At 74.2% G+C, this 18,569-nt stretch carries 19 protein-coding genes; 10 read left to right on the top strand and 9 right to left on the bottom strand.

Annotated features, from left to right (window positions below):
- The 3 genes from EF918_RS19485 to EF918_RS19475 all read left to right on the top strand — a co-directional run.
- Positions 1 to 1,140: agmatine deiminase family protein (locus EF918_RS19485; RefSeq protein WP_260610372.1), on the top strand; the 1,140-nt coding region annotated here is incomplete at its 5' end.
- 299 nt (positions 1,141 to 1,439) lie between these two features.
- A complete protein-coding gene (locus EF918_RS19480; RefSeq protein WP_260610371.1) occupies positions 1,440 to 2,879 on the top strand; it encodes a nucleobase:cation symporter-2 family protein in 1,440 nt (479 codons plus the stop codon).
- A 7-nt stretch (positions 2,880 to 2,886) separates the two neighbouring features.
- A complete protein-coding gene (locus tag EF918_RS19475; protein WP_260610370.1) occupies positions 2,887 to 3,612 on the top strand; it encodes a helix-turn-helix domain-containing protein in 726 nt (241 codons plus the stop codon).
- Here EF918_RS19475 and EF918_RS19470 read toward each other — a convergent pair.
- Positions 3,596 to 4,165, bottom strand: a complete 570-nt coding sequence (locus EF918_RS19470) for a helix-turn-helix domain-containing protein (RefSeq protein WP_125647897.1) — start codon at positions 4,163 to 4,165, stop codon at positions 3,596 to 3,598. The two genes, EF918_RS19475 and EF918_RS19470, sit on opposite strands and share 17 nt — an antisense overlap.
- 105 nt (positions 4,166 to 4,270) lie before the next feature.
- On the opposite strand from EF918_RS19470, the gene EF918_RS19465 reads away from it, so the two are divergent.
- From EF918_RS19465 to EF918_RS19450, 4 genes are all read left to right on the top strand, one after another.
- Positions 4,271 to 5,053: an ABC transporter permease gene (locus EF918_RS19465; RefSeq protein WP_125647894.1), complete on the top strand. Its 783-nt coding sequence runs from the start codon at positions 4,271 to 4,273 to the stop codon at positions 5,051 to 5,053.
- Entirely contained in the window at positions 5,050 to 5,784 is a 735-nt protein-coding gene (locus EF918_RS19460; protein ID WP_125647891.1) for an ABC transporter ATP-binding protein, read from the top strand. The genes EF918_RS19465 and EF918_RS19460 overlap by 4 nt, the downstream gene beginning before the upstream one ends.
- A gap of 50 nt (positions 5,785 to 5,834) precedes the next feature.
- On the top strand, positions 5,835 to 6,872 hold the full coding sequence (locus EF918_RS19455) for an ABC transporter substrate-binding protein (protein WP_125647888.1): 1,038 nt from the start codon (positions 5,835 to 5,837) through the stop codon (positions 6,870 to 6,872).
- A 62-nt stretch (positions 6,873 to 6,934) separates the two neighbouring features.
- Positions 6,935 to 8,053, top strand: coding sequence for an aryl-sulfate sulfotransferase (locus tag EF918_RS19450; RefSeq protein WP_125647886.1), 1,119 nt, complete (start codon positions 6,935 to 6,937; stop codon positions 8,051 to 8,053).
- 38 nt (positions 8,054 to 8,091) lie between these two features.
- Here EF918_RS19450 and EF918_RS19445 read toward each other — a convergent pair whose 3' ends face one another.
- On the bottom strand, positions 8,092 to 8,730 hold the full coding sequence (locus tag EF918_RS19445; protein ID WP_125647883.1) for a class I SAM-dependent methyltransferase: 639 nt from the start codon (positions 8,728 to 8,730) through the stop codon (positions 8,092 to 8,094).
- 74 nt (positions 8,731 to 8,804) lie between these two features.
- On the opposite strand from EF918_RS19445, the gene EF918_RS19440 reads away from it, so the two are divergent.
- Positions 8,805 to 9,188 carry a hypothetical protein gene (locus tag EF918_RS19440; RefSeq protein WP_260610368.1) on the top strand — a complete coding sequence of 128 codons (384 nt, stop codon included), beginning with the start codon at positions 8,805 to 8,807 and terminating at the stop codon, positions 9,186 to 9,188.
- Positions 9,189 to 9,205: 17 nt separating this feature from the next.
- On the opposite strand, the gene EF918_RS19435 is transcribed toward EF918_RS19440, so the two are convergent.
- From EF918_RS19435 to EF918_RS19425, 3 genes are all read right to left on the bottom strand, one after another.
- Positions 9,206 to 9,412 (bottom strand): DUF4287 domain-containing protein, encoded by a 207-nt coding sequence (locus EF918_RS19435; RefSeq protein ID WP_125647881.1) that lies wholly within the window; start codon positions 9,410 to 9,412, stop codon positions 9,206 to 9,208.
- On the bottom strand, positions 9,409 to 10,005 hold the full coding sequence (locus EF918_RS19430) for a dihydrofolate reductase family protein (protein ID WP_125647878.1): 597 nt from the start codon (positions 10,003 to 10,005) through the stop codon (positions 9,409 to 9,411). Before EF918_RS19430 ends, EF918_RS19435 begins: the two co-directional genes overlap by 4 nt.
- Before the next feature lie 190 nt (positions 10,006 to 10,195).
- Entirely contained in the window at positions 10,196 to 10,924 is a 729-nt protein-coding gene (locus EF918_RS19425; RefSeq protein WP_125647875.1) for an ADP-ribosyltransferase, read from the bottom strand.
- A 125-nt stretch (positions 10,925 to 11,049) separates the two neighbouring features.
- Here EF918_RS19425 and EF918_RS19420 point away from each other — a divergent pair, with 125 nt between their 5' ends.
- Together EF918_RS19420 and EF918_RS19415 are read left to right on the top strand one after the other, a co-directional pair.
- Positions 11,050 to 12,234, top strand: coding sequence for a GyrI-like domain-containing protein (locus EF918_RS19420; protein WP_125647873.1), 1,185 nt, complete (start codon positions 11,050 to 11,052; stop codon positions 12,232 to 12,234).
- A 326-nt stretch (positions 12,235 to 12,560) separates the two neighbouring features.
- Complete coding sequence (locus tag EF918_RS19415) at positions 12,561 to 14,495, top strand: WD40 repeat domain-containing protein (protein ID WP_125647870.1); 1,935 nt, start codon at positions 12,561 to 12,563, stop codon at positions 14,493 to 14,495.
- A gap of 67 nt (positions 14,496 to 14,562) precedes the next feature.
- On the opposite strand, the gene EF918_RS19410 is transcribed toward EF918_RS19415, so the two are convergent.
- From EF918_RS19410 to EF918_RS38285, 4 genes are all read right to left on the bottom strand, one after another.
- On the bottom strand, positions 14,563 to 15,384 hold the full coding sequence (locus EF918_RS19410) for a hypothetical protein (RefSeq protein WP_125647867.1): 822 nt from the start codon (positions 15,382 to 15,384) through the stop codon (positions 14,563 to 14,565).
- A complete protein-coding gene (locus EF918_RS19405; RefSeq protein WP_125647864.1) occupies positions 15,381 to 17,459 on the bottom strand; it encodes an ATP-binding protein in 2,079 nt (692 codons plus the stop codon). The genes EF918_RS19410 and EF918_RS19405 overlap by 4 nt, the downstream gene beginning before the upstream one ends.
- Before the next feature lie 157 nt (positions 17,460 to 17,616).
- Entirely contained in the window at positions 17,617 to 18,012 is a 396-nt protein-coding gene (locus EF918_RS19400; protein WP_125647861.1) for a peptidase inhibitor family I36 protein, read from the bottom strand.
- A partial coding sequence (locus EF918_RS38285) for a hypothetical protein (RefSeq protein WP_260610365.1) occupies positions 18,009 to 18,569 on the bottom strand: 561 nt, incomplete at its 5' end. The genes EF918_RS38285 and EF918_RS19400, both read right to left, overlap by 4 nt.

The raw sequence follows: 18,569 nt of genomic DNA, 5'->3' as shown, positions 1-18,569 counted from the left end.
CGACGGGAGCGACCACAGCCTGGCGGGGCTGCGGGCGGTTGCCCCAGCGACCGTTGCGGTCCCAGTGCCAGGGCAACACGCCGTGGGGGGGCGGCTCCCGTTCGGCGGGGACGACGGGGGGCGGGGTGGTCGCCGCCCGTCGTCCCCGCCGAATGGGAGCCGCACTCCCACTGCGTGATGGCCTGGCCCTGGGACCGCAACGTCGGCTGGGGCAACCTGCTGAAGCCCGTCCAGGCCGAGGTCGCCGCCGTCGCCCGGGCCATCGCCCGGTTCGAGACCGTCGTCATGGTCGCCGAGCCCGGCACGGCCGCGGACGCCCGCGCCCAGTGCGGCCCCACCGTGACCGTGATCGAGCACCCGGTCAACGACTGCTGGGCCCGCGACACCGGCCCGATCTTCGCCCGCGACCAGGAACGCACCCAACTCACCGGCCTGGACTTCCGCTTCAACGGATGGGGCGACAAGTACCCCTACGACAAGGACGACTTCCTGCCGGTCGGGGTGTGTCAGTACCTCGGCGTGCCGCGCCGGCCCGTGGACCTCGTCCTGGAGGGCGGGGCGGTCATCACCGACGGTCAGGGCACGCTGATCACCACCGAGGAGTGTCTGCTCAACCCCAACCGCAACCCGACCCTGACCCGGGCGCAGATCGAGGCGGCCCTGCTGGCCTCGTACGGCGCGCGCAAGGTGGTGTGGCTGCCGTACGGACTGCACAACGACACCATCACGAACGGACATGTCGACCTGGTCGCCTCCTACCTGGGCGCGGCCCGGGTGCTGCTGCACACCCAGCCGGACACCACCAGCCCCAACCACGCCCGGATGGCGGCCAACAAGGCGGCGCTCCAGGCGACGACGGACGCCTGCGGGCGGCCCTTCGAGATCGTCGAGCTGAACCAGCAGCCGCACTTCCGGGTGAACGGCGCTCCGGTGGAGACCTTCAGCTACACCAACTACTACCTCACCAGCGGCAGCGTGGTCGTCCCGACCGCCGGTGTCGCGGCGGACGACGCGGCCGCCCTCGCCCGCTACGCCACGCTCTTCCCCGGCCGGGAGATCACCGGTGTCCCCTGCCGCACGCTGGCCTGGGGCGGCGGGGGCATCCACTGCGTCACCCAGCACGTGCCGGTGCTGAGCTGACCACGCCACGGGCGCCACAGGCATGGATTCCACACCCGTGGGACCACTCTCCCATTGATTCCCAAGTTACTAGCTGGTTTTGATTTCAAAACGTTGCTCCGGGGACTTGCGCCCCGGAGCAACGATCCGCAAGGATCAAGCCTCGTCGGGCCGTGGAACGGCCCGTTCCGCCTCGGCTCCCGGCCGCGCACCGGCAATCCCCGTGCCCTCGGCCGTCCCTCGCCCGCCCCATCCGCGCGGCCGGCCGCACACCGCCCAGAGGCCTCCTTCTCATTCACCTACCCTCAGGCAAGGCAGAGATGGCACCACAGGCCGCGCGCCGCACCATGCGCACCACCACCCGCTCCCCCCACTCCCCCCGCACCTCCGGCCACCCGGTCGACGAGGTGCTCCCGCTCCCCCGGCTCACGCTGTACGGCTTCCAGCACGTCCTCGCCTTCTACGCCGGAGCGGTCCTCGTCCCCGTCCTGCTCGGCAACAGCCTCGGCCTGTCCCGCCAGGAACTCGTGTACCTGATCAACGCCGACCTGGTCACCGCCGGTATCGCCACCGTCATCCAGGCCTGGGGCTTCTGGCGGATCGGCGCCCGCCTCCCGCTCGTCCAGGGCGCGACGTTCACGGCCGTCTCCCCGATGATCGCCATCGGCCAGGGCGCGGGCGGCGGCACCGCCGGTCTGCTCGTCGTGTCCGGCGCCGTGATCACCGCGGGCGTGGCGACGTTCCTGCTCGCCCCGTTCGCCGGCCGGCTGGCCCCGTACTTCCCGCCCGTGGTCACGGGCACCCTGCTGACGGTCATCGGGGTCACCCTGATCCCGGTGGCCCTCCAGGACGTCGGCGGTGGCGCCTCCCTCGTCGGACACTCCGGCTACGGCGACCCCGCCCATCTCGCCTATGCCGGCGGGACCTTGGCCTTCATCCTGCTCGTGACCCGGTTCGGCGGGCCGTTCCTCAGCAGTGTGGCGGTCCTGCTCGGGCTGGTCGGCGGCACCACCGTGGCCTGGCTGCTCGGCGACGCCGATCTCGGCGCCGTGGACGAGGCGGGCTGGCTCGGTGTCAGCACCCCGTTCCACTACGGGATGCCGCACTTCGCCCTCTTCCCCATGCTCGCCATGGTGGTCGTCATGCTGATCACGATGGTGGAGACCACCGGTGACGTGTACGCCATGGGCGAGATCACCGGCCGGGACGTCGACGGGGAGACCGTCACCCGGGCGCTGCGCGCCGACGGCATGGCCACCGTCCTGGGCGGGGTCCTCAACTCCTTCCCGTACGTCGCCTTCGCCGAGAACATCGGCCTGGTCAGGATCTCCCGTGTGACCAGCCGCTTCGTGGTCGTGGCGGCCGGCATCCTGATGATCGCCCTGGGCCTGGTCCCGAAGGCCAGCGCCGTCGTGGCCTCCGTCCCGCACCCGGTGCTGGGCGGCGCGGCGGTCGCGATGTTCGGCATGGTGGCGACCGTCGGCATCCAGATCCTGGGGAAGGCCGACCTCAAGGACGAGCGCAACGCCCTGATCCTGGCGGTCAGTCTGGGCGCCGCGATGCTGCCGACCGTGGTGGGTCCGTTCTTCGAGCGGATGCCGACCGAGGTACGGGCGGTCCTGGGCAGCGGCATCACCCTCGGCAGCCTCACCGCGGTCCTGCTCAACCTGTTCTTCCGCACCCGTGCCGACCGGCGCTCCCAGAAGGAGATCGACTGGGACGCCCTGGCCACCGAACCGGACCCCGCCCCGGGCCGGTGAGGCACCCGTGTCCGACTCCCCTTCGTACCCGCCGTTCTCCGGGCTCCAGGCCGCCCGGGCGCGCACGCACATCGGCCTGACGCACCACCAAGTGGCCTTCCACCTGGCACAGCTCGGCGTCCACCGCCCTCCGGAGACCGTGCTCGCCTGGGAATCGGGCGGGGTTCGCCCGAGCGAGGAGGAACTCTTCGCCCTGGCCGACGCGTTGTGGTGCCCGGTCGCGGTCCTCATGGGCCGCGACCCGGCCACCCTGCGCGAGCACCGGCTGGCCCGCCAGTTCACGGCGCCCCGCCTCGCCCTCCGCATCGGCATGGATCCGCAGGCCTACACCTTGGCCGAGACGGAGCAGCGATGGACCGGCGACGACCGGCAGACCCTGCTCCTCGCCGACGCGCTCGCCCTCGCACCGGAGCGGCTGCGCACCATCCTGGACCGGGCCGGCGAGGTGTCCGCCCTGCTCCGGCAGGCGGTCGAGGGCCGCTGGAAGCCGCACGTCCCCGCGCTGGCCCGGCTCTGCGGGGCCGGCACGGACCGCACGGCCGATGCGCTGCGCGTGCTGCACCAGGAGTACGCCCGCTTCAACGAGCAGTACCTCGGCCATCTCGTGGCCCGGTCGTCCGACGCCCGGCTGCGGGAGGTCGCGCAGGCCCGGGCCGGCTGGCTGCGGGCGCTGCCCGACCGCTTCCACCGGCTCACCGCCGGGGACGGCGGCGGGATCAGCCCGCCGCCGTGACCAGGAGGGTGCGGGCCGGCCCGGTGCCCGAGAGGCGGCAGCGGTGGGGCACGTCACCCCGGTGGTGGGCGCTCTGCCCGGCCGCCAGGGTCAAGGGCTCCTCGCCCTCGACCTCCAGGACGACCTCGCCCGACAGCACGTAGAGGAAGTCCTCGCCGGGGTGCTCGAACCAGCCGCGCTCACCCTGACCCGGCTCGAACTGGTGCTCGTAGGCCTCCATCTGGTGGCTGCGGCCGCCCGGGATGAGGACGCGGGCGATCTGGCCGGCGCTCTCGCTGACCCGGATGACCTGGGGATCGCTCTCGTGCGTCACCGTGCCGGGCCGGGCCGGCGGGCGCAGGAAGGTGCCCGGGGGCACGTCCAGGGCCTCGGCTATCCGGTAGATCGAGCTGAGGCTGGGCGTGGCCAGGCCGCGTTCGAGCTGGCTCAGGAAGGGCTGGGAAAGGCCGGAACGGGCGGCGAGCGCGGCCATGGCGACTCCACGCTGCTTGCGGCAGGCGCGGATCACCCGACCGACCTCGATCGCTTCGGGGGTGGGTTCGGGGCGGGGCACGCTCGTGAACGTACCCCATCCCCGGAACGTTTCGTACTGCTGCAACATCCCGTTCATAGATGTGGTCAATTATTGACCTCGCTTATCTATGAAGGAGGAGTTCGCGTGCACACCACCCCTTCCCCGCCGGGCCCCGCGGCCCTGGGCCGGCTGGGGCCCGCCCTGGGCGCGGCCCTGGTCGCGCTCGTCCTGTGGGCCCTGCTGGCCCGGTCGGGTGCGGTGGCGCCGGGGCTGCTGCCCACTCCGGCCGAGACGCTGTCGGCCCTGGCCGGGGCGGTCCGCGACGGCACGCTGGCCGGGGACCTGACGGCCAGTCTGTCCCGGGCCGGCCAGGGCTTCGCGCTGGGCGCCCTGCTGGGCTCCGCGCTGGGCTTCGCCACGGGCTACCTGCCGCGGCTGTCCGCGGCGGTGTCGCCGCTGATCTCCTTCCTCCGGCCGATCCCGGCGATCGCGCTGGTGCCGCTGGCGACCGCCTGGTTCGGCATCGGCGAGACCGCGAAGCGGCTGCTGATCGCCTACGCGGTGCTCCTGGCGGTCTGGCTGTACGTGCACGACGGTGTGTCCCGGGTCCCGGTGACCCACCTGCGCGCGGCCCGCAGCCTGGGCGCCCCGCTGCACCGGCGGTTCGGCGAGGTGCTGCTGCCCGCGGCCGCACCGGCGCTGCTGGCAGCCCTGCGGTACGGGGCCTCGGTGGCACTGCTGGCCCTCGTGGCGGCCGAACTCGGCGGGGCCGACGCCGGGTTGGCGTACCGGCTCCAGGTGGACGGGCAGTTCCTGCGGATGGACCGGATGTTCGCCGGGCTGCTCGTCCTCGGGCTGGTCGGGGTGGTCGTGGACCTGGTCCTGGCCGCCGTCGGCCGCCGCGTCACCCACTGGGGGACGGCATGAGCCGCCCGGTGCGCATCGAGGGCCTCTCCGTCGCCTACGGCGGCTCCCGTCGGCGCCCCGCCGTCCCGGTGCTGGAGCGCACCGAACTCGACCTGGCCGCGGGTTCGTTCACCGCTCTGCTGGGTCCCAGCGGCTGCGGCAAGTCCACCGTGCTGGGGGCCGTGGCGGGCTTCGTACGGCCTGCCGCCGGCCGGGTCACCGTGGGCGGGGTCCCGGTGATCGGGCCCGGACCGGACCGCGGGGTGGTCTTCCAGCACTACGCGTTGTTCCCGTGGCGCACCGCCCTCGGCAACGTCGAGTTCGCGCTGAAGCGGCTCGGCCCCGGCCGGGCCGAGCGGCGCCGGCGGGCGCTGGACGCCCTGGCCGAGGTCGGCCTGGCCGAGGGCGCCGGGAAGTACCCCGCCCAGCTCTCCGGCGGCATGCAGCAGCGGGTCGCCCTGGCCCGGGCGCTCGCCGCCGAGCCGGAAGTGCTCCTGCTGGACGAGCCGTTCGGCGCGCTCGACGCCCTGACCCGGGCGCGGATGCAGGAGTTGCTGCGCCGGCTGTGGCAACGCACTGGCCTCACGGTGCTGTTCGTCACCCACGACATCGACGAGGCGCTGGCCCTCGCCCAACGCGTCGTGGTCCTGGGCGGCTCCCCCGGCCGGGTGCTCGCCGATCACCCGGTTCCGCCGGGACCGGTGGACCCGGACCTGCGCGCCCTGATCGCCTCCCACCTCGCCATGGACTGACCCCGCACCTTCTGCATCGCCCTGTCCCCACCGGAAAGGAAACCTCTCCCATGTCCAGACCTCCCACCTCGCCCGCGCCGCGGCGGGGCCGCCTGACCCGTCCGCTGACCCTGACCGCCGCCCTGCTGGCCGCCGTGGTCGCCACCCTCACCACCGGTTGCTCCACCGGGGCCGGTACCGCGTCCTCCGGGCGGACGACCGTCACCCTCGCCACCAGCGACCACCTCGGAGGCGCACCCGTCCACCTGGCGCAGGAGCGCGGGCTGTGGGCCGACGAGAACGTGGCCGCCCGGATCACCACCCTGTCCACCGGGCGGGACGCGCTGAACGCCGTACTGGGCGGCCAGGCGCAGCTGGGCGTCGTGGGCGACCTGCCGGCCGTCACCGCCGCACTCGGCGGCCGTGAGGTCCGGATCGTCGCCGAGCTGTCGCAGTTCTCCGACTGGCGGCTGCTGACCCGCTCCGACCGCGGGATCACCGGCCCCGCCGCCCTGAAGGACCACAAGGTCGGGGTCCCGCAGGGCACCAACGTGGAGTACGCGCTGTCGCGGATGCTGGGCTCGGCGGGACTGACGGCGGCGGACGTCACCGTGGTGAACCTGGCCCCGAACCAGGTCCCCGCCGCGCTCTCCCGCGGCGACGTGGACGCCGGGGTCACCTTCCCCAGCTTCTACGAAGCCGCCCGCACCGCCCTGGGCGACCGCTACGCCGAGGTCCCGTTCACCGGGTACACGGCCCGGACGCTGCTGGTCGCCGGTCCGGCCGCCGACGACGCGGCCACCACGGCGGTCCTGCGCACCCTGCTGCGCGCGCAGCGCGAGCTGGCCGCCGACCCCGCCGGCGCGCAGCGTGCCGTGGTGGCGCAGTCGAGCGGAGCGCTCCAGCCCGCGTACGTCGCCGCCTTCCAGCCCCGGTACACGTACGGGGCGAGCCTTTCGGACGCGCTGCTGGACCAGCTGGCCGAGGAGGCGGCCTGGGCCAAGGCCGCGCAGAAGCTCCCCGGATCCGCCGACCGCTCGGCACTGCGCACCTTCGTCAACCCCACTCCCCTGACGACCGCCGACCGGGCCGCGGTCACCCTCCACTGACACCCACCCACTCATCCACTCACCCACCACCAGCCCACCCTCGGACAGGAGCACCCATCACCATGACGGTCGACCAGAACACCCTGCGCCGCCGCGGCCTCGGACTGCGCGCCCACGACCCGGCGCGCAGCTACGGCGGCTACACCCTCTACACGCCGATCGCCGGCCCGGGCGAGGTCCGGCTCGTCGACATCGAGGGGAACACGGTCCACACCTGGAACTCCCCGCACCCGCCCGGCCGGCACAGCCGGCTCCTGCCGAACGGGAACCTCTTCTACCAGGGCAAGGACACCACCGGCCCGTCGCTGTTCCCGATCTGGGACGTCTACCACGGCGGCATCCTGCAGGAGATCGCCCCGGACGGCACGGTGGTGCGCGAGGTGCGCCACCCCTTCCACCACCACGACGCCTCGGTCCTGGCCAACGGCAACCTCGTCGTCCTGACGGTGGAGCCGCTGGACCCGGCGGACGCGGCCAGGATCCAGGGCGGCATCCCCGGTACGGAGGCGCCCGGCGGGGTGATCTTCGGGGACGTCGTGTACGAGCTGACCTGGAGCGGTGAGGTGGTGTGGCGGTGGGCGGCGATCGAGCACCTGGATCCCGCGCAGGTGCCGCTGAACCCGCACTTCGCCCGCGAGCACTGGCCGATGGCGAACACCGTCAACGAACTGGCCGACGGCGGGATCGTGGTGGGCTTCCGCAGCGCGTCGACCACGGTGGCCGTGAATCGTCCCGACGGATCCGTCCGCTGGCGGATCGGCCCGGACGTCCTGGCCCAGCAGCACTACCCGCACGAGCTCCCCGGAGGCACCGTCCTGGTCTTCGACAACGGCACCTACCGCGACACGACCTCGGTCCCGTACTCGCGGGTCCTGGAGCTGGACCCGTACAGCGGCGAGGTGGTGTGGGCCTACGAGGACAACCCGCCGCAGAACTTCTACAGCCCGTACATGTCGAGCGCGCAGCGGCTGCCGGGCGGCAACACCTTCGTGGCCGAGGGCTCGTTCGGGCGGCTCTTCGAGGTGACGCCCGACGGTGACGTGGTGTGGGAGTTCGTGGTCCCGGAGTTCGGGGCGTTCGGCGAAGGGGTCGGGCTGGAGTCCTCGCGCGGCGCCCAGAACGCCGTTTTCCGCGCCTACCGTTACGCGGCCGAGGAGATCCCCTGGCTGCCGCGCCCCTGACGGCGGGCTGACGCGGGTTCGGTCGCGTCGGTCCGGCGTCAGGCGCGGCGGGCCAGCAGGTGGGCGTCGAGGAAGCCGCGGGCGGAGGCCGGGTCGTGGAGCAGCCGGGCGAACGGGGTGAGTCCGGCGCCCGCGAGCAGGTCTGCCAGCCGGTCCGCCGGCCAGCAGTAGGCGGGGGTCACCTTGTGGTCGAAGCGGACGGGTTCCGGTGCGTCGGGTGCGGCGGTCCCGAAGAAGGAGAGCAGGAGGAGGCCGCGCGGCGCCAGGACCCGCGCCTGCTCGGCGAGCAGCGCGGGCAGTTCCGCGGGAGGGGTGTGGATCGTCGAGTAGTGGGCCAGCACCCCGCCGAGCGCCCCGTCCTCGACCGGGAGGTCCTCCATCCGTGCCTCGTCGAACCGCAGGTGCGGATGGGCCCGCCGGGCATGGTCGACCATGCCCGGGGAGAGGTCGAGCCCGAAGGCGTCCAGCCCCAGATCGTGCAGCACGGCCGTCAGATGTCCCGGGCCGCAGCCGACGTCGGCCGCCCGTGGGTTCCCGGTGCCGCGCACCAGCTCGGCGAAGGTGGTGATCATGGCCCGGGCGAACGGCTGCGTCTCCAGCCGGTCGGCGAACAGCGACGCGTACAGGTCGACGACCCCGTCGTAGGCCGTCCGGGTCTCCTCCTGGTGCTCCGCCACGGCACGGACGCTACCACCCGTTCGGCCGCGCCGGTCGGGGCCACGGGCTCCGCCCGGCCCGCTAGCGTCGGGGCATGGCGCTGCGGGACACCCTCTTCTACGTCGACCGGTCGGACGTCCTGCCGGGCCGGCTCGGTGAGGCGGAGGCCGCCATGCGCGAGCTGGTGGAGTTCATCGAGGCGGCGGAGCCGCGCCTGCTCGCGTACCGGTTCCACGTCGATGCCGCCGGGTCCACCATGACACTCGTGGCCGTCCACCCCGACCCGGCCTCGCTGGAACTCCATCTGGCGCTGGGCGGGCCCAAGTTTCGCGCCTTCGTCCCCCTGATCCGGATGCGCTCCATCGACGTGTACGGCGATCCGGGCCCCACGGCCCTGGACCGCCTCCACGCCAAGGCCGCGCTCCTCGGCGGCGCCGAGGTCACGGTCCACGCCCCGGTCGCCGGCTTCACCCGCTGACGCCGCCCACGGGGGCGTCAGTTGCCGCGGAGCACGTGGGCGACCAGGGCATTGGCATGGCCGTGCCCGAGGCCGTGCTCGCTCTTGAGCCAGCCGACCAGCTCCATGTGCTTGCTCAGCGGGGAGGTGCGGACCAGCTCCAGCCATTCCTGGACGGGGCGGCCGTACTTCTTCTCGATGGACGGGAAGTAGCTGCTCGGGTCGGACTTGGGCGGCGTGCTCATGCCTGCACCGCCCGGTAGGTCACGACCTGCGCGCCCTTGGCGTTGACGGCCGAGGAGACCAGTTCCATGGCGCGCAGTCCGCCGTCCTCGGGGAAGATCCGCTTGCCGCCGCCGAGCAGCACCGGCATGACCACCAGCCGCAGTTCGTCGACGAGTCCCTCCGCGAGGAGGGTGCGCACCAGGGTGGGGCTGCCCATGACGGTCAGGTCCTGGCCGGCGCCCTCGCGGAGCTTGCGGATCTCGGCGACGCCCTCGGCCCCGCCGAACCGCACCGAGTTCTCCCAGCCGGCCACTTCGGCATCGGTGAGGGTGTCGGACACGACGTACTTGCGGACGGAGTTCATCCAGTCGGCGAAGGGGTCCCCGGCCCGCTCGGGCCAGGCGCCCGCCATGGTCTGCCAGGTGCGGCGGCCGAACAGCAGGGCGTCGGTGGTGCTCGCGCCCTTCGCGATGAATCCGCCGATGACCTCCTCGTCGAAGTACGGGTGGGTCCACCCCCCGTGCCGGAAGCCTCCGTCGGTGTCCTCCTCGGCGCCGCCGGGCGCCTGCACGACGCCGTCCAGGCTGATGAACTCGTTGACCACGAGACGCATGTGATGACTCCTCCGTCTTCGCCGCCGCATGTGTACGACGTCCACATCGATCACTCTAGCGAGTGATGTGAACGCTGTCCACATCCTTCGCCCGCCCCCTTCCGACCGCCCGGCACACGGGCGGTCGGAACGCTCGACGTCAGGGATGACGGCCCGGCCGGACGGAACTCATCGGCCGGGCCGGCTCGGACTAGCCGGGATAGCCGTTGCGCCAGGGCTCGTAGTACGGGTTGTCCCGGCACTCGGTCATGATCTCGGTCTTCCTCTCCTTGTCGACGGGGCAGACCCCGACGATGAACCGCCGGGCGATGCCGCCGGGGAAGGCGACCTCGACCTGGGAGGCCCACTTGTGGGTGTCCCCGATGGTGAGGTTCACGTCGACCCCGCCGGGGGCGTCCACGTAGTAGTTCCAGCCGCTCTTCCACCACGTCTTGTACAGGTCGTGGTCGTAGGTCGTGGAGACGTACGGGGAGGGCTGGTTGACCAGGACGTACTGCTCGATGTCGTACTGGCCGTTCAGGACGTCCCTGGGGGCGAAGCCCTGCTCGAAGACGGTCTCCGGCGGGCGGCTGTCGGAGCGGTAGAGCTGCTTGCAGTTGATCCGCCAGGACGGGGAGGGGGTGATCCGGTCCAGCTCGACCCGCTTGTCCAGGGCGGCGTAGAGGTGGTCCGCCACGCGCGGGCAGGAGTTGGCGGGCGCCGCCGCGAGCGCGGGCGCCCCGGCCCGGGTCCCGAAGGCCGCCGCGCCCGCCTGCGCGGCGGCCGCGGCGGTGGCGGAACCGGTGGCCGGGGACCCGCCCGGGGCGGCGGGTGCGTGTGCGGTGGCGGTCGTGGCGGTGGCGGTGGCCGACGGGGCGAGGGCCGCGGCGAGGGCAAGGGCGAGGGCGGCGGTGCGCCGCCGGAAGGTATGAGTGATCACGGCGATCACCCTTTCGCCATGCCGACGGCCCCTGAAGCACCGTCACCCGAAGGTGAGCGTGTCGCTGCGGGTGACATCGCCGGCCGACCTGGCCGCGCCCAATATTCCAGCACTAGGATAATGACATGAACTCAGGCCTGTCCGCTGCAGAGTTGACACTTCTCGGCCTCCTCGTGGAACAGCCCAGGCACGGGTACGAACTCGAAGGGGTGATCTCCGAACGCGGCATGCGCGCGTGGACGGAGATCGGCTTCAGCTCGATCTACTACCTGCTGACCAAGCTCCGGGAGCGGGGCCTGATCTCCCAGGCCGAGGGTTCACCGGCCCGGGGTGACAAGCGGCGCAAGGTCTACGCCGCGACCGCCGAGGGCCGCGCGCTGTGCGGGACGGCGGCCGCGGAGGCGATCGCGCAGGTGCATCCCCTGTTCCCGCGCGTCCTGGTGGGGCTGGCCAACCAGCCGGCCGTCGGCCACGAGCGGCTGCTCGCCGCGCTCGACGAGCGGGCCGACGCACTCGCCGAGCGCCTCGCACACGTCCGCCGGGCCTCGGCCGAGGGGCGGGGCGCCCCCGAGTTCGTGCACGCGATCTTCGACTACACCCTCAGCCAACTCACGGCCGAGCAGGCCTGGTTGGACCGCTACCGCGCCTCGCTGGGTGAAGCGCGGTCCCCCGGAGGAGAGACGCCCGTGGCACCGTACGACGTCAAACGCGAGCTGAAGGAGTTCTACGTGCCCAGGAACACCGCGTGGGCCGTCGTGGACGTCCCCGAGCAGCAGTTCATCGCGGTCGACGGCACCGGGAACCCGAACACCGCGCCCGCCTACGCCCGTGCGGTCGAGGCCCTCTACGCGGTGGCGTACACGCTCAAGTTCGCGGCCAAGGCCGCCCCCGGCGGTGACTTCGTCGTCGCTCCGCTGGAGGGCCTGTGGTGGGCCGACCGGCCCGAGGCGTTCACGGCCCGCGCCAAGGACACCTGGAAGTGGACCATGCTGATCAGCATGCCCTCCTGGATCACCCCGGAGATGGTCGAGGACGCCGGGCGGACCGCACTGGCGAAGAAGAAGAACCCCGCCATCTCCCAGGTCCGGCACCTGACCCTGCACGAAGGCCCCAGCGCGCAGGTGCTGCACGTCGGCTCCTACGACGACGAGGCGCCGGTGCTCCACGAACTCCACCACACCTACCTCGCCGCCCACGGCCTGCGGCCTTCGGGCCTCCACCACGAGATCTACCTCAGCGACCCCCGCAGGACCGTCCCCGAGAAGATGCGGACCGTTCTGCGCCAGCCGGTCGAGGAACTCGGCGGCTGACGGCCCCCGGCACCGCCCGTACGGTGCGCCCGCCGCGGCTGCACGGCGATGTCCTGCGGAGCCTGCGGGGCGCGGTGCGGGCACGGGCGCAGCCGGGCGGCGAGCACCGCCACGTCGTCCTCGGCGTGCTCCGCGTCGAGGCCACGGCAGACCACGCCGGCCACGCCCGCCACGTGTGCCGCCCGACCCGTCCACCGCCGCCGCCGCCGTGGACAGCATTCCACCGGTCCGCAACGGGCCCGGCGGGCAAGGCGGCGGGGGTCGCGTCGAACCCGTGGGTACGCGGCGCGCCCGGGGGGAAGTGACCCGGGGTGGAAGGAGAGACCGTGGCGGAAGAGACCCTGGCCGACGCCGCCGGCGCCGTGCTCGACCGGCTCCTCGGTCTGCTGCCGAAGGGCGGCGGCGGGAGCACATGGGCCGACGCGCCCCCGTACCTGCGGCGGCACGCCGTCGAGCACGCGGTCGACGCGGGGCGGGCCGACGAGTTGCTCACGGACGCCGACTTCCTGGTGCACGCCGACCCGGGCACGCTCGTCCCGGCCCTGGACCAGGCCCGGTCGCAGGAGGCCGCCGAGGCCGTCGCCGTGTACCGGGCCGACCTCGGCATCCACCGGTACATGACGCCGCGCGACCGGCGGGCCGTCCTCGCCCTGGACGCGTACGGCTACCGGCTCGGCACCCTGGCCCGGGCCCTCGCCGAGGGCCTCGACCCCGAAGCCCCCCGGCCGCGCTGGCGCACCGGCAGCCGGATGAACAGCGCCCTGCGCGACAGCACCTCCGGTGTGTCCCGGACAGTGACCGCCCTCGCGCCGGCCCAGGTGGCGGGCCGCCCGGCCCTGGTGACCGGCGGATGGAGCGGACGCCTTCGGATCTGGGACCTGCTCAGCGGCCGGTTCGTCGGTCCTCCGCTGTGGAGCCACCCCGAGGTGGTCTGGCGGACGGCCTCGGTCACCGGCACCGACGGCCACGGCCTGCTCGTCAGCGCCGATTTCGCCGGCGCGGTGCAGGTGTGGGACGCGGACGAGGACGGCGGCACCCACCTCGGCCAGGTGCCGACGCAGTACGGAGTCCCGCAGGTGGCCTGCGCCCTGGTCGACGGCGAGCCGGTCGCCGTGATCGCCCAGCAGTTCTCCGGGGAGGGGCCGCGCATGTGGAGCCTGGAGGCGCTCGACTGGCGCGGCGGCCCCCCGCCCGACGCCGGAGGCACCCCGTCCGCACTGGCCTGCTACGAGGACGACGGAGCCCCGATGGCACTCGGCGCAGGGCCGGGCGGCCTGGTCCGCTGGAACCTGCGGACCGGGCAGCGGCACGGCGACCCGCTGCCGTGCCTGCCCGGCCCGGCCGCTGCTGCGTGCACCTCGGTGGCGGGCCGTCCGCTCGCGGTGGTCGTGGGCGGCAGGACCGTGCAGTTCTTCGAGCTCACCGGCCCCGGCCGGGTGCTGCACACCCTGGAGCGGGCCCACGAGGACACGCTGTACGCGGTGGACTGCACCGTCGTACGGGATGTGCCGGTGGCCGTCACCGGCGGCCACGACACCACCGTGCGGACCTGGGACATGCTGGCCGGCACGCCGTACGGGGAGCCGTGGCGGCTGCACACCGACTCCGTGGTCGCCGTCGCCTGCGCCCGGGTGGCCGGCCGACCCGTGGCCGCGACCTCGGACCGGCGGGGCCTGATGGGGGTCTGGGCCCTGGGCGAGGAACCGGTCGGCGATCCGCTGCCCGGGCACCGCGCCCCGGTCGCCGCGCTGTCGTACACGCGCATCGGGGACCGGCCGGTGGTGGTGAGCTTCCCGTCCGGCAGTCAGGAGCAGGTCACGGGGTGGGACGCGCGCACGGGCGACCCGGTCGGCCCCACGGACGGGGCGGCGCGCACGGCGGCGGAGCCGTCCGTCGTGGTGGCCGGCACGGAGGTCCGGCTCGCGCCCGGGGCCGACGGCACGGTCACGGTCCAGGACACCGCGACCGGACACGCCCTGGCCACCCTCACCGGGCACACGGACCGGGTGACCGCCCTGGCCTGCGCGCAGGTGGACGGGCGGGCCCTCGCCTTCAGCGCGGGCGACGACGGCACGCTGTGGACCTGGGACCTGGAGCGGGCCACCTGTCTGGACGTGTGGCCCGTCCTGCGCGGCGTCCGCGACCTGGTCGCGGTACCGGACGCTCCGGGAGAACCGGGCGCCCTGCTCATGGCCCTGGGCTCGGACGTGATGGTCTTCGACCTGCCGCGCGCTCCCGCTCCGCCGGATCCCGGGCCCTGAGCCGGTCGGGACGCGGTCACCGGCCGGGCCCGCGACGGCAGGCGAGGGCCTCCTCCGGCGGGTGCGGTCAGCGTACGGTCCGCAGGAGGCGGGCGACGGCGGTGCTCGCCAGGTAGTGGGCCGCGCTGTGGAAGTCGAGGCGGTGGATGGGGCATTCCTCGTCGCTCTCGACGCCGTGGAACCGCTGTGAGACGCCCTTGGCCGGGACGGCGACCAGGTCGCCGGGGTCGGCGACGTTCGCCCAGCGGCCCGCCGCGGGCGGCCGGCTGCCGCGGCCCTCGACGGGGGCGGGGACGAGCCGGTCGAAGACCGCGGGACGCAGGGCCAGCGGGGAGCCGAGGGTCAGCCACAGCGGGACCGGTGAGGTGTCCTCCCGGTGGAGGGTCTCGTAGGCGACCACCGAGCCGAGGGAGTGGGCGATCAGCACGTCGGGCCGGTGCCGGGCCAGGGCCGCGCGCAGCCGCTCCTGCACGGCCTCGCGGGCCGGGCCCGGTGTCCGGTAGGTGACGAGTTCCTTGGCCCACCGTGCCGTGGCCCGGTCGACCAGCCACGTCGGGCACGCCCAGGACTCCGCGACCTCGGCGACCTGGTCGCGCAGGAGCTCGGTGAGCCGGCCCTGCGGGACCCGGGCGGGGGCCGCGCGGTGGTGGGCGAGGGTCTCCAGCACCACGTGCGCCTCGTCGTCGCCGAGGTCCTCCACCGTGTCCGCGCCGCCCTGCCGGCCGGGGGTGCGCAGCAGGTCGGCGTAGTAGACGACCTCGACCACGGACCCGGGGCCGGGGGCCGTGCCGAGGCTGCGGGCCCAGCTCGCCGACAGGTTGCGGGCCGCCTCCTCGGGGCTCTCGCCGGGGCGGTGGTTGCCGATGCCGTGGATGCCGAGGATTCTCATGCGGTCCTCCCGGGGGTGTGGGGGCGGGCCCGCAGGTGGTCGGCGAGGCCCTGGTGGAAGAGGCGGTAGAGGGCCGATCCGTCGGTCTCGATGCCGGTACGGACGTAGAACCGCCCGGCTTCGAGCAGCGGGCGCACGTCCGCGGGGGCGAGCGCGGGCCCCTCGGCGGGAGCGAACTCCGGTGCGACGGCCTGGACGGCCTCCAGCGGGAAGCCCTCCCCCTTGGCGAAGGCGAGCGCGGCCAGGACCGCGCGCAGCCGGGGCCCGTCGGCGCGCTGTCCGAGGTCCAGTTCGAGGACGTCGGGCAGGGTCCGCGGCACCTGCGCCCCCAGCGCGGCCGCGGCCGGCGCGTCCGGCGGCGTGTCGAGGGACTCCAGGGCCCGGCCGTAGACGCGGGCCACCAGGAAGGGTCCCCAGTCCCGACGGCTGGGGGCATCCTCCGTGAGCGCGGCGGCCGCGGACCTGGCCAGGGCCTCGCGCACGGGACGCCAGGCCGCCGCGCGGTAGCCGGGCAACTCGGCGAGGACATGGGTCAGATGCTGTTCGAGGTCGGTGCGCAGCACTTCGGCGGGTACGGAGTCCAGGTCGACGACGGTGCCCGTGGACGCGGCCGAGCAGGCCAGCAGCGGAGCGAGGTGGGGCCCGCGGCGGGACCCGACCAGGAGGCGGACCGCGGGCAGGCCGTCCGCCCGTACGGTCTCGACGAGGGGCAGCAGGAACTGTTCGACCAGGGCGGCGGGGTCCTCCGCCTCGTCCAGTGCGTCGAGGACGAGCGGCGGGGCGGCGGGCAGCGCCCGTACGGCCGTGATCAGCTCGGGCACGGTCCAGCGCGCCGGCGCGTCCCCGCCGCCCGACGGGATCTCGGCGTCCGGCCGTGCGCCGTCGCCCGCCCGGCCGCCCGGTGGGGTCAGTCGCCACTGGAGCGCGAGGGCGGCGAGGACGGCGTCCAGGTCGCGGCCACGGGCGTGCACGGCCGCCAGGGCGGGGTCGGGCGAGGGCACGCCCCGGGGATGCTGGGCGGCCAGGTACCGGCGGATGTCGGGGGCCGCCGCGACGATCTGCTCGTGGCCGGCGCAGACCAGGGCGCCCAGCAGCGCCGACTTGCCCGAGCCGGGCGCCCCGGTGACGATGCGCAGCCCGCCAGCGGCGGGGTCGTCGATCCAGGGCGCGAGTGCGGCCAACTGGGCGCGCCGGCCTACGAAGTGGTCGCCGACCCGGTCGGTGAAGTGCTCGGTGGCGGGGCCGGCGAAGTCCCGCACGGGGGCGGTGAGGGTCGCCAGCCGCCCCAGCCGGAGGTCGCCCTGCCAGTGGGGGTTGGGGAAGAACGGCAGTTCCGGCAGCGGCTGCGAGGGGTCGATGCGGGTGGCGTGCACCCGCTGGCGGGGGCTGATCCGGGTGAGCCGGTCCTGCACGGCGCTGGTCATCCGGTCCCACCGCACGTAGGGCAACGACGGCGACGTGTCGAGACCGTCCTGGGCGATCTGCTCCAGCACCTCGGCGACGGCGGTGCTGAACGCGCCGTCGTAGGCGGGGTCGTCCGGCCCGGTGGCCGCGACCACCCACGCCCGCAGTTCTGTCTCGGGCACGGCGGTCAGCCGTGGCAGGCGGGCGGCCCGCCCCGCGCGGCACAGGTCGACCACGAACAGGACGGGGTGGGGCAGTTGGTGGGCGTCGGCCACCCAGTGGCTCACGTCGGTGCCCGGGCCCGTGTCCCCGTCCGTGGGGACCATCGCGATCCGCTCGGGCGTGGCCGCGGACCAGGGCCGGCGGTCGTCCGCGGGTCCGGCGTCCCCGTGGGAGATGACGTGGACGATGCGGCAGCCCTGGTCGGCCGCCTGGCTCCAGTGGTCGCGCACGCCCGCCCGGTCGGGGTCCGGCACGGTCAGCACGTCGTAGGACAGCGCCCGGTACGCCGCTTCCAGCCGGGCCAGCAGCTCCGGTACGAAGGGCAGGTCGTCCCATGCGGAGCCGCCGGGCTGCGGTTCCCCGTCCGGGGTGACGGCGGGGTGCCGGCGGAAGTGCCCGACGCCCATGAGCAGCGCGCGGTCCGCCTGCGCCGCCGTCGGCCGCTCCACGCGCACCCCCGCCCGCCGGACGGGTACCGGCCTCGACCGCTCCTCGGCATCACGCCGTTCCTCGTGGCACACCCTAGCCGGGCCGACGGCGCCGGTCAGGTGGGATCGGTAAGTCGAGGGGCCGAGCGGCCTGTGACGAGCCGTCAGAGAGAGGGGGTCAGCAGCTCATGGCCCAGGTGTGGGAGTCGCCGTCGTCGTTGGCGGTGCCGTTGGAGCCGACCTCCTGGCCGGGGGCCAGACAGATCGACATGCCGCCGTTCAGTCCGGCGCTGCGGTAGACCTTCACGTGGTCCTTGATCCCGGGGCCGGAGATGCCGTGGTTGGCCCAGGACGAGTCCTCGTCGGCGATCCAGCTCTCCCACCAGCGGTCGTCGCCGGACCAGTTGGCTCGCTGGCCGCCGAAGTCGGCGTCCGTCCACGCGCAGAAGTGGCCGCTGGGGCAGTCGGCCGCACCGGCCGGGGCGGCGGCCGCGGCAGTGGCCGCGGTCAGCGCCAGCAACGCCGCGGCGGTGGTCAGCAGCCTGCTCCTGGTCGTCCTCGTCCTCGTGCTCATTGCGGAACGTGTCCTTTCTCGTGGGGGGTGGGGGGTTCGGCCAGCACGCCGGCCGCTCGGTGTGCGGCGCGGTCGCGCAGACGGTCGTAGGCGGCGATCTCCGTACGGTGCGCGGCCCGGACCTCGGCCAGCAGCGCGGGCTCCAGCCGGGCGCGCAGCTCCGGCAGGCCGCTGGCGCGGACGCACCCGGTGTCGGCCTCGGCGCAGGCCGCCCGGCGGGCGAGGGCGGCGGCGTAGGCGGGGTCCTGACCCAGGCGCTGCTGGACCAGGGGGCGGAGGTTGTTGACGGTCACCGAGGCCCGGAACCAGTCGGCCTGGTCGCCGTAGAGCTGCCGTTGGGCCTGGGCCAGGCAGCCGTCGGTGTGCGCGCGGACGGTGTACCCGGTCGGGAGGGTCAGGGAGAGCTCGGCCGGACCGGCCCCGAACAGCGCCGCGGCGACCTGCCGTTCCTGCCCGGCCGGCATGTTCCCCCCGGGCCGGGGCGGGGTCAGGCCCCGGCCGGTCAGGCAGGCGTCGGTCAGCGTGCGGGTGGCGGCCTTGATGACGTCGTCCGGGGC

Origin of the sequence: Streptomyces sp. WAC06614 (assembly GCF_003949795.1) — a bacterium.
GTDB lineage: Bacteria > Actinomycetota > Actinomycetes > Streptomycetales > Streptomycetaceae > Streptomyces.
Note: the sequence above shows the minus strand (reverse complement) of the source record. Positions and strands in the feature narration are given on the sequence as shown.

Excerpts from the sequence above, each read along its gene's own strand:
- EF918_RS19480 (WP_260610371.1), top strand. The coding sequence starts at position 1,440 with ATGGCACCACAGGCCGCGCGCCGCACCATGCGCACCACCACCCGCTCC.
- EF918_RS19460 (WP_125647891.1), top strand. The coding sequence starts at position 5,050 with ATGAGCCGCCCGGTGCGCATCGAGGGCCTCTCCGTCGCCTACGGCGGC.
- EF918_RS19455 (WP_125647888.1), top strand. The coding sequence starts at position 5,835 with ATGTCCAGACCTCCCACCTCGCCCGCGCCGCGGCGGGGCCGCCTGACC.
- EF918_RS19450 (WP_125647886.1), top strand. The coding sequence starts at position 6,935 with ATGACGGTCGACCAGAACACCCTGCGCCGCCGCGGCCTCGGACTGCGC.
- EF918_RS19440 (WP_260610368.1), top strand. The coding sequence starts at position 8,805 with ATGGCGCTGCGGGACACCCTCTTCTACGTCGACCGGTCGGACGTCCTG.
- EF918_RS19435 (WP_125647881.1), bottom strand. The coding sequence starts at position 9,412 with ATGAGCACGCCGCCCAAGTCCGACCCGAGCAGCTACTTCCCGTCCATC.
- EF918_RS19430 (WP_125647878.1), bottom strand. The coding sequence starts at position 10,005 with ATGCGTCTCGTGGTCAACGAGTTCATCAGCCTGGACGGCGTCGTGCAG.
- EF918_RS19420 (WP_125647873.1), top strand. The coding sequence starts at position 11,050 with ATGAACTCAGGCCTGTCCGCTGCAGAGTTGACACTTCTCGGCCTCCTC.
- EF918_RS19410 (WP_125647867.1), bottom strand. The coding sequence starts at position 15,384 with ATGAGAATCCTCGGCATCCACGGCATCGGCAACCACCGCCCCGGCGAG.
- EF918_RS19400 (WP_125647861.1), bottom strand. The coding sequence starts at position 18,012 with ATGAGCACGAGGACGAGGACGACCAGGAGCAGGCTGCTGACCACCGCC.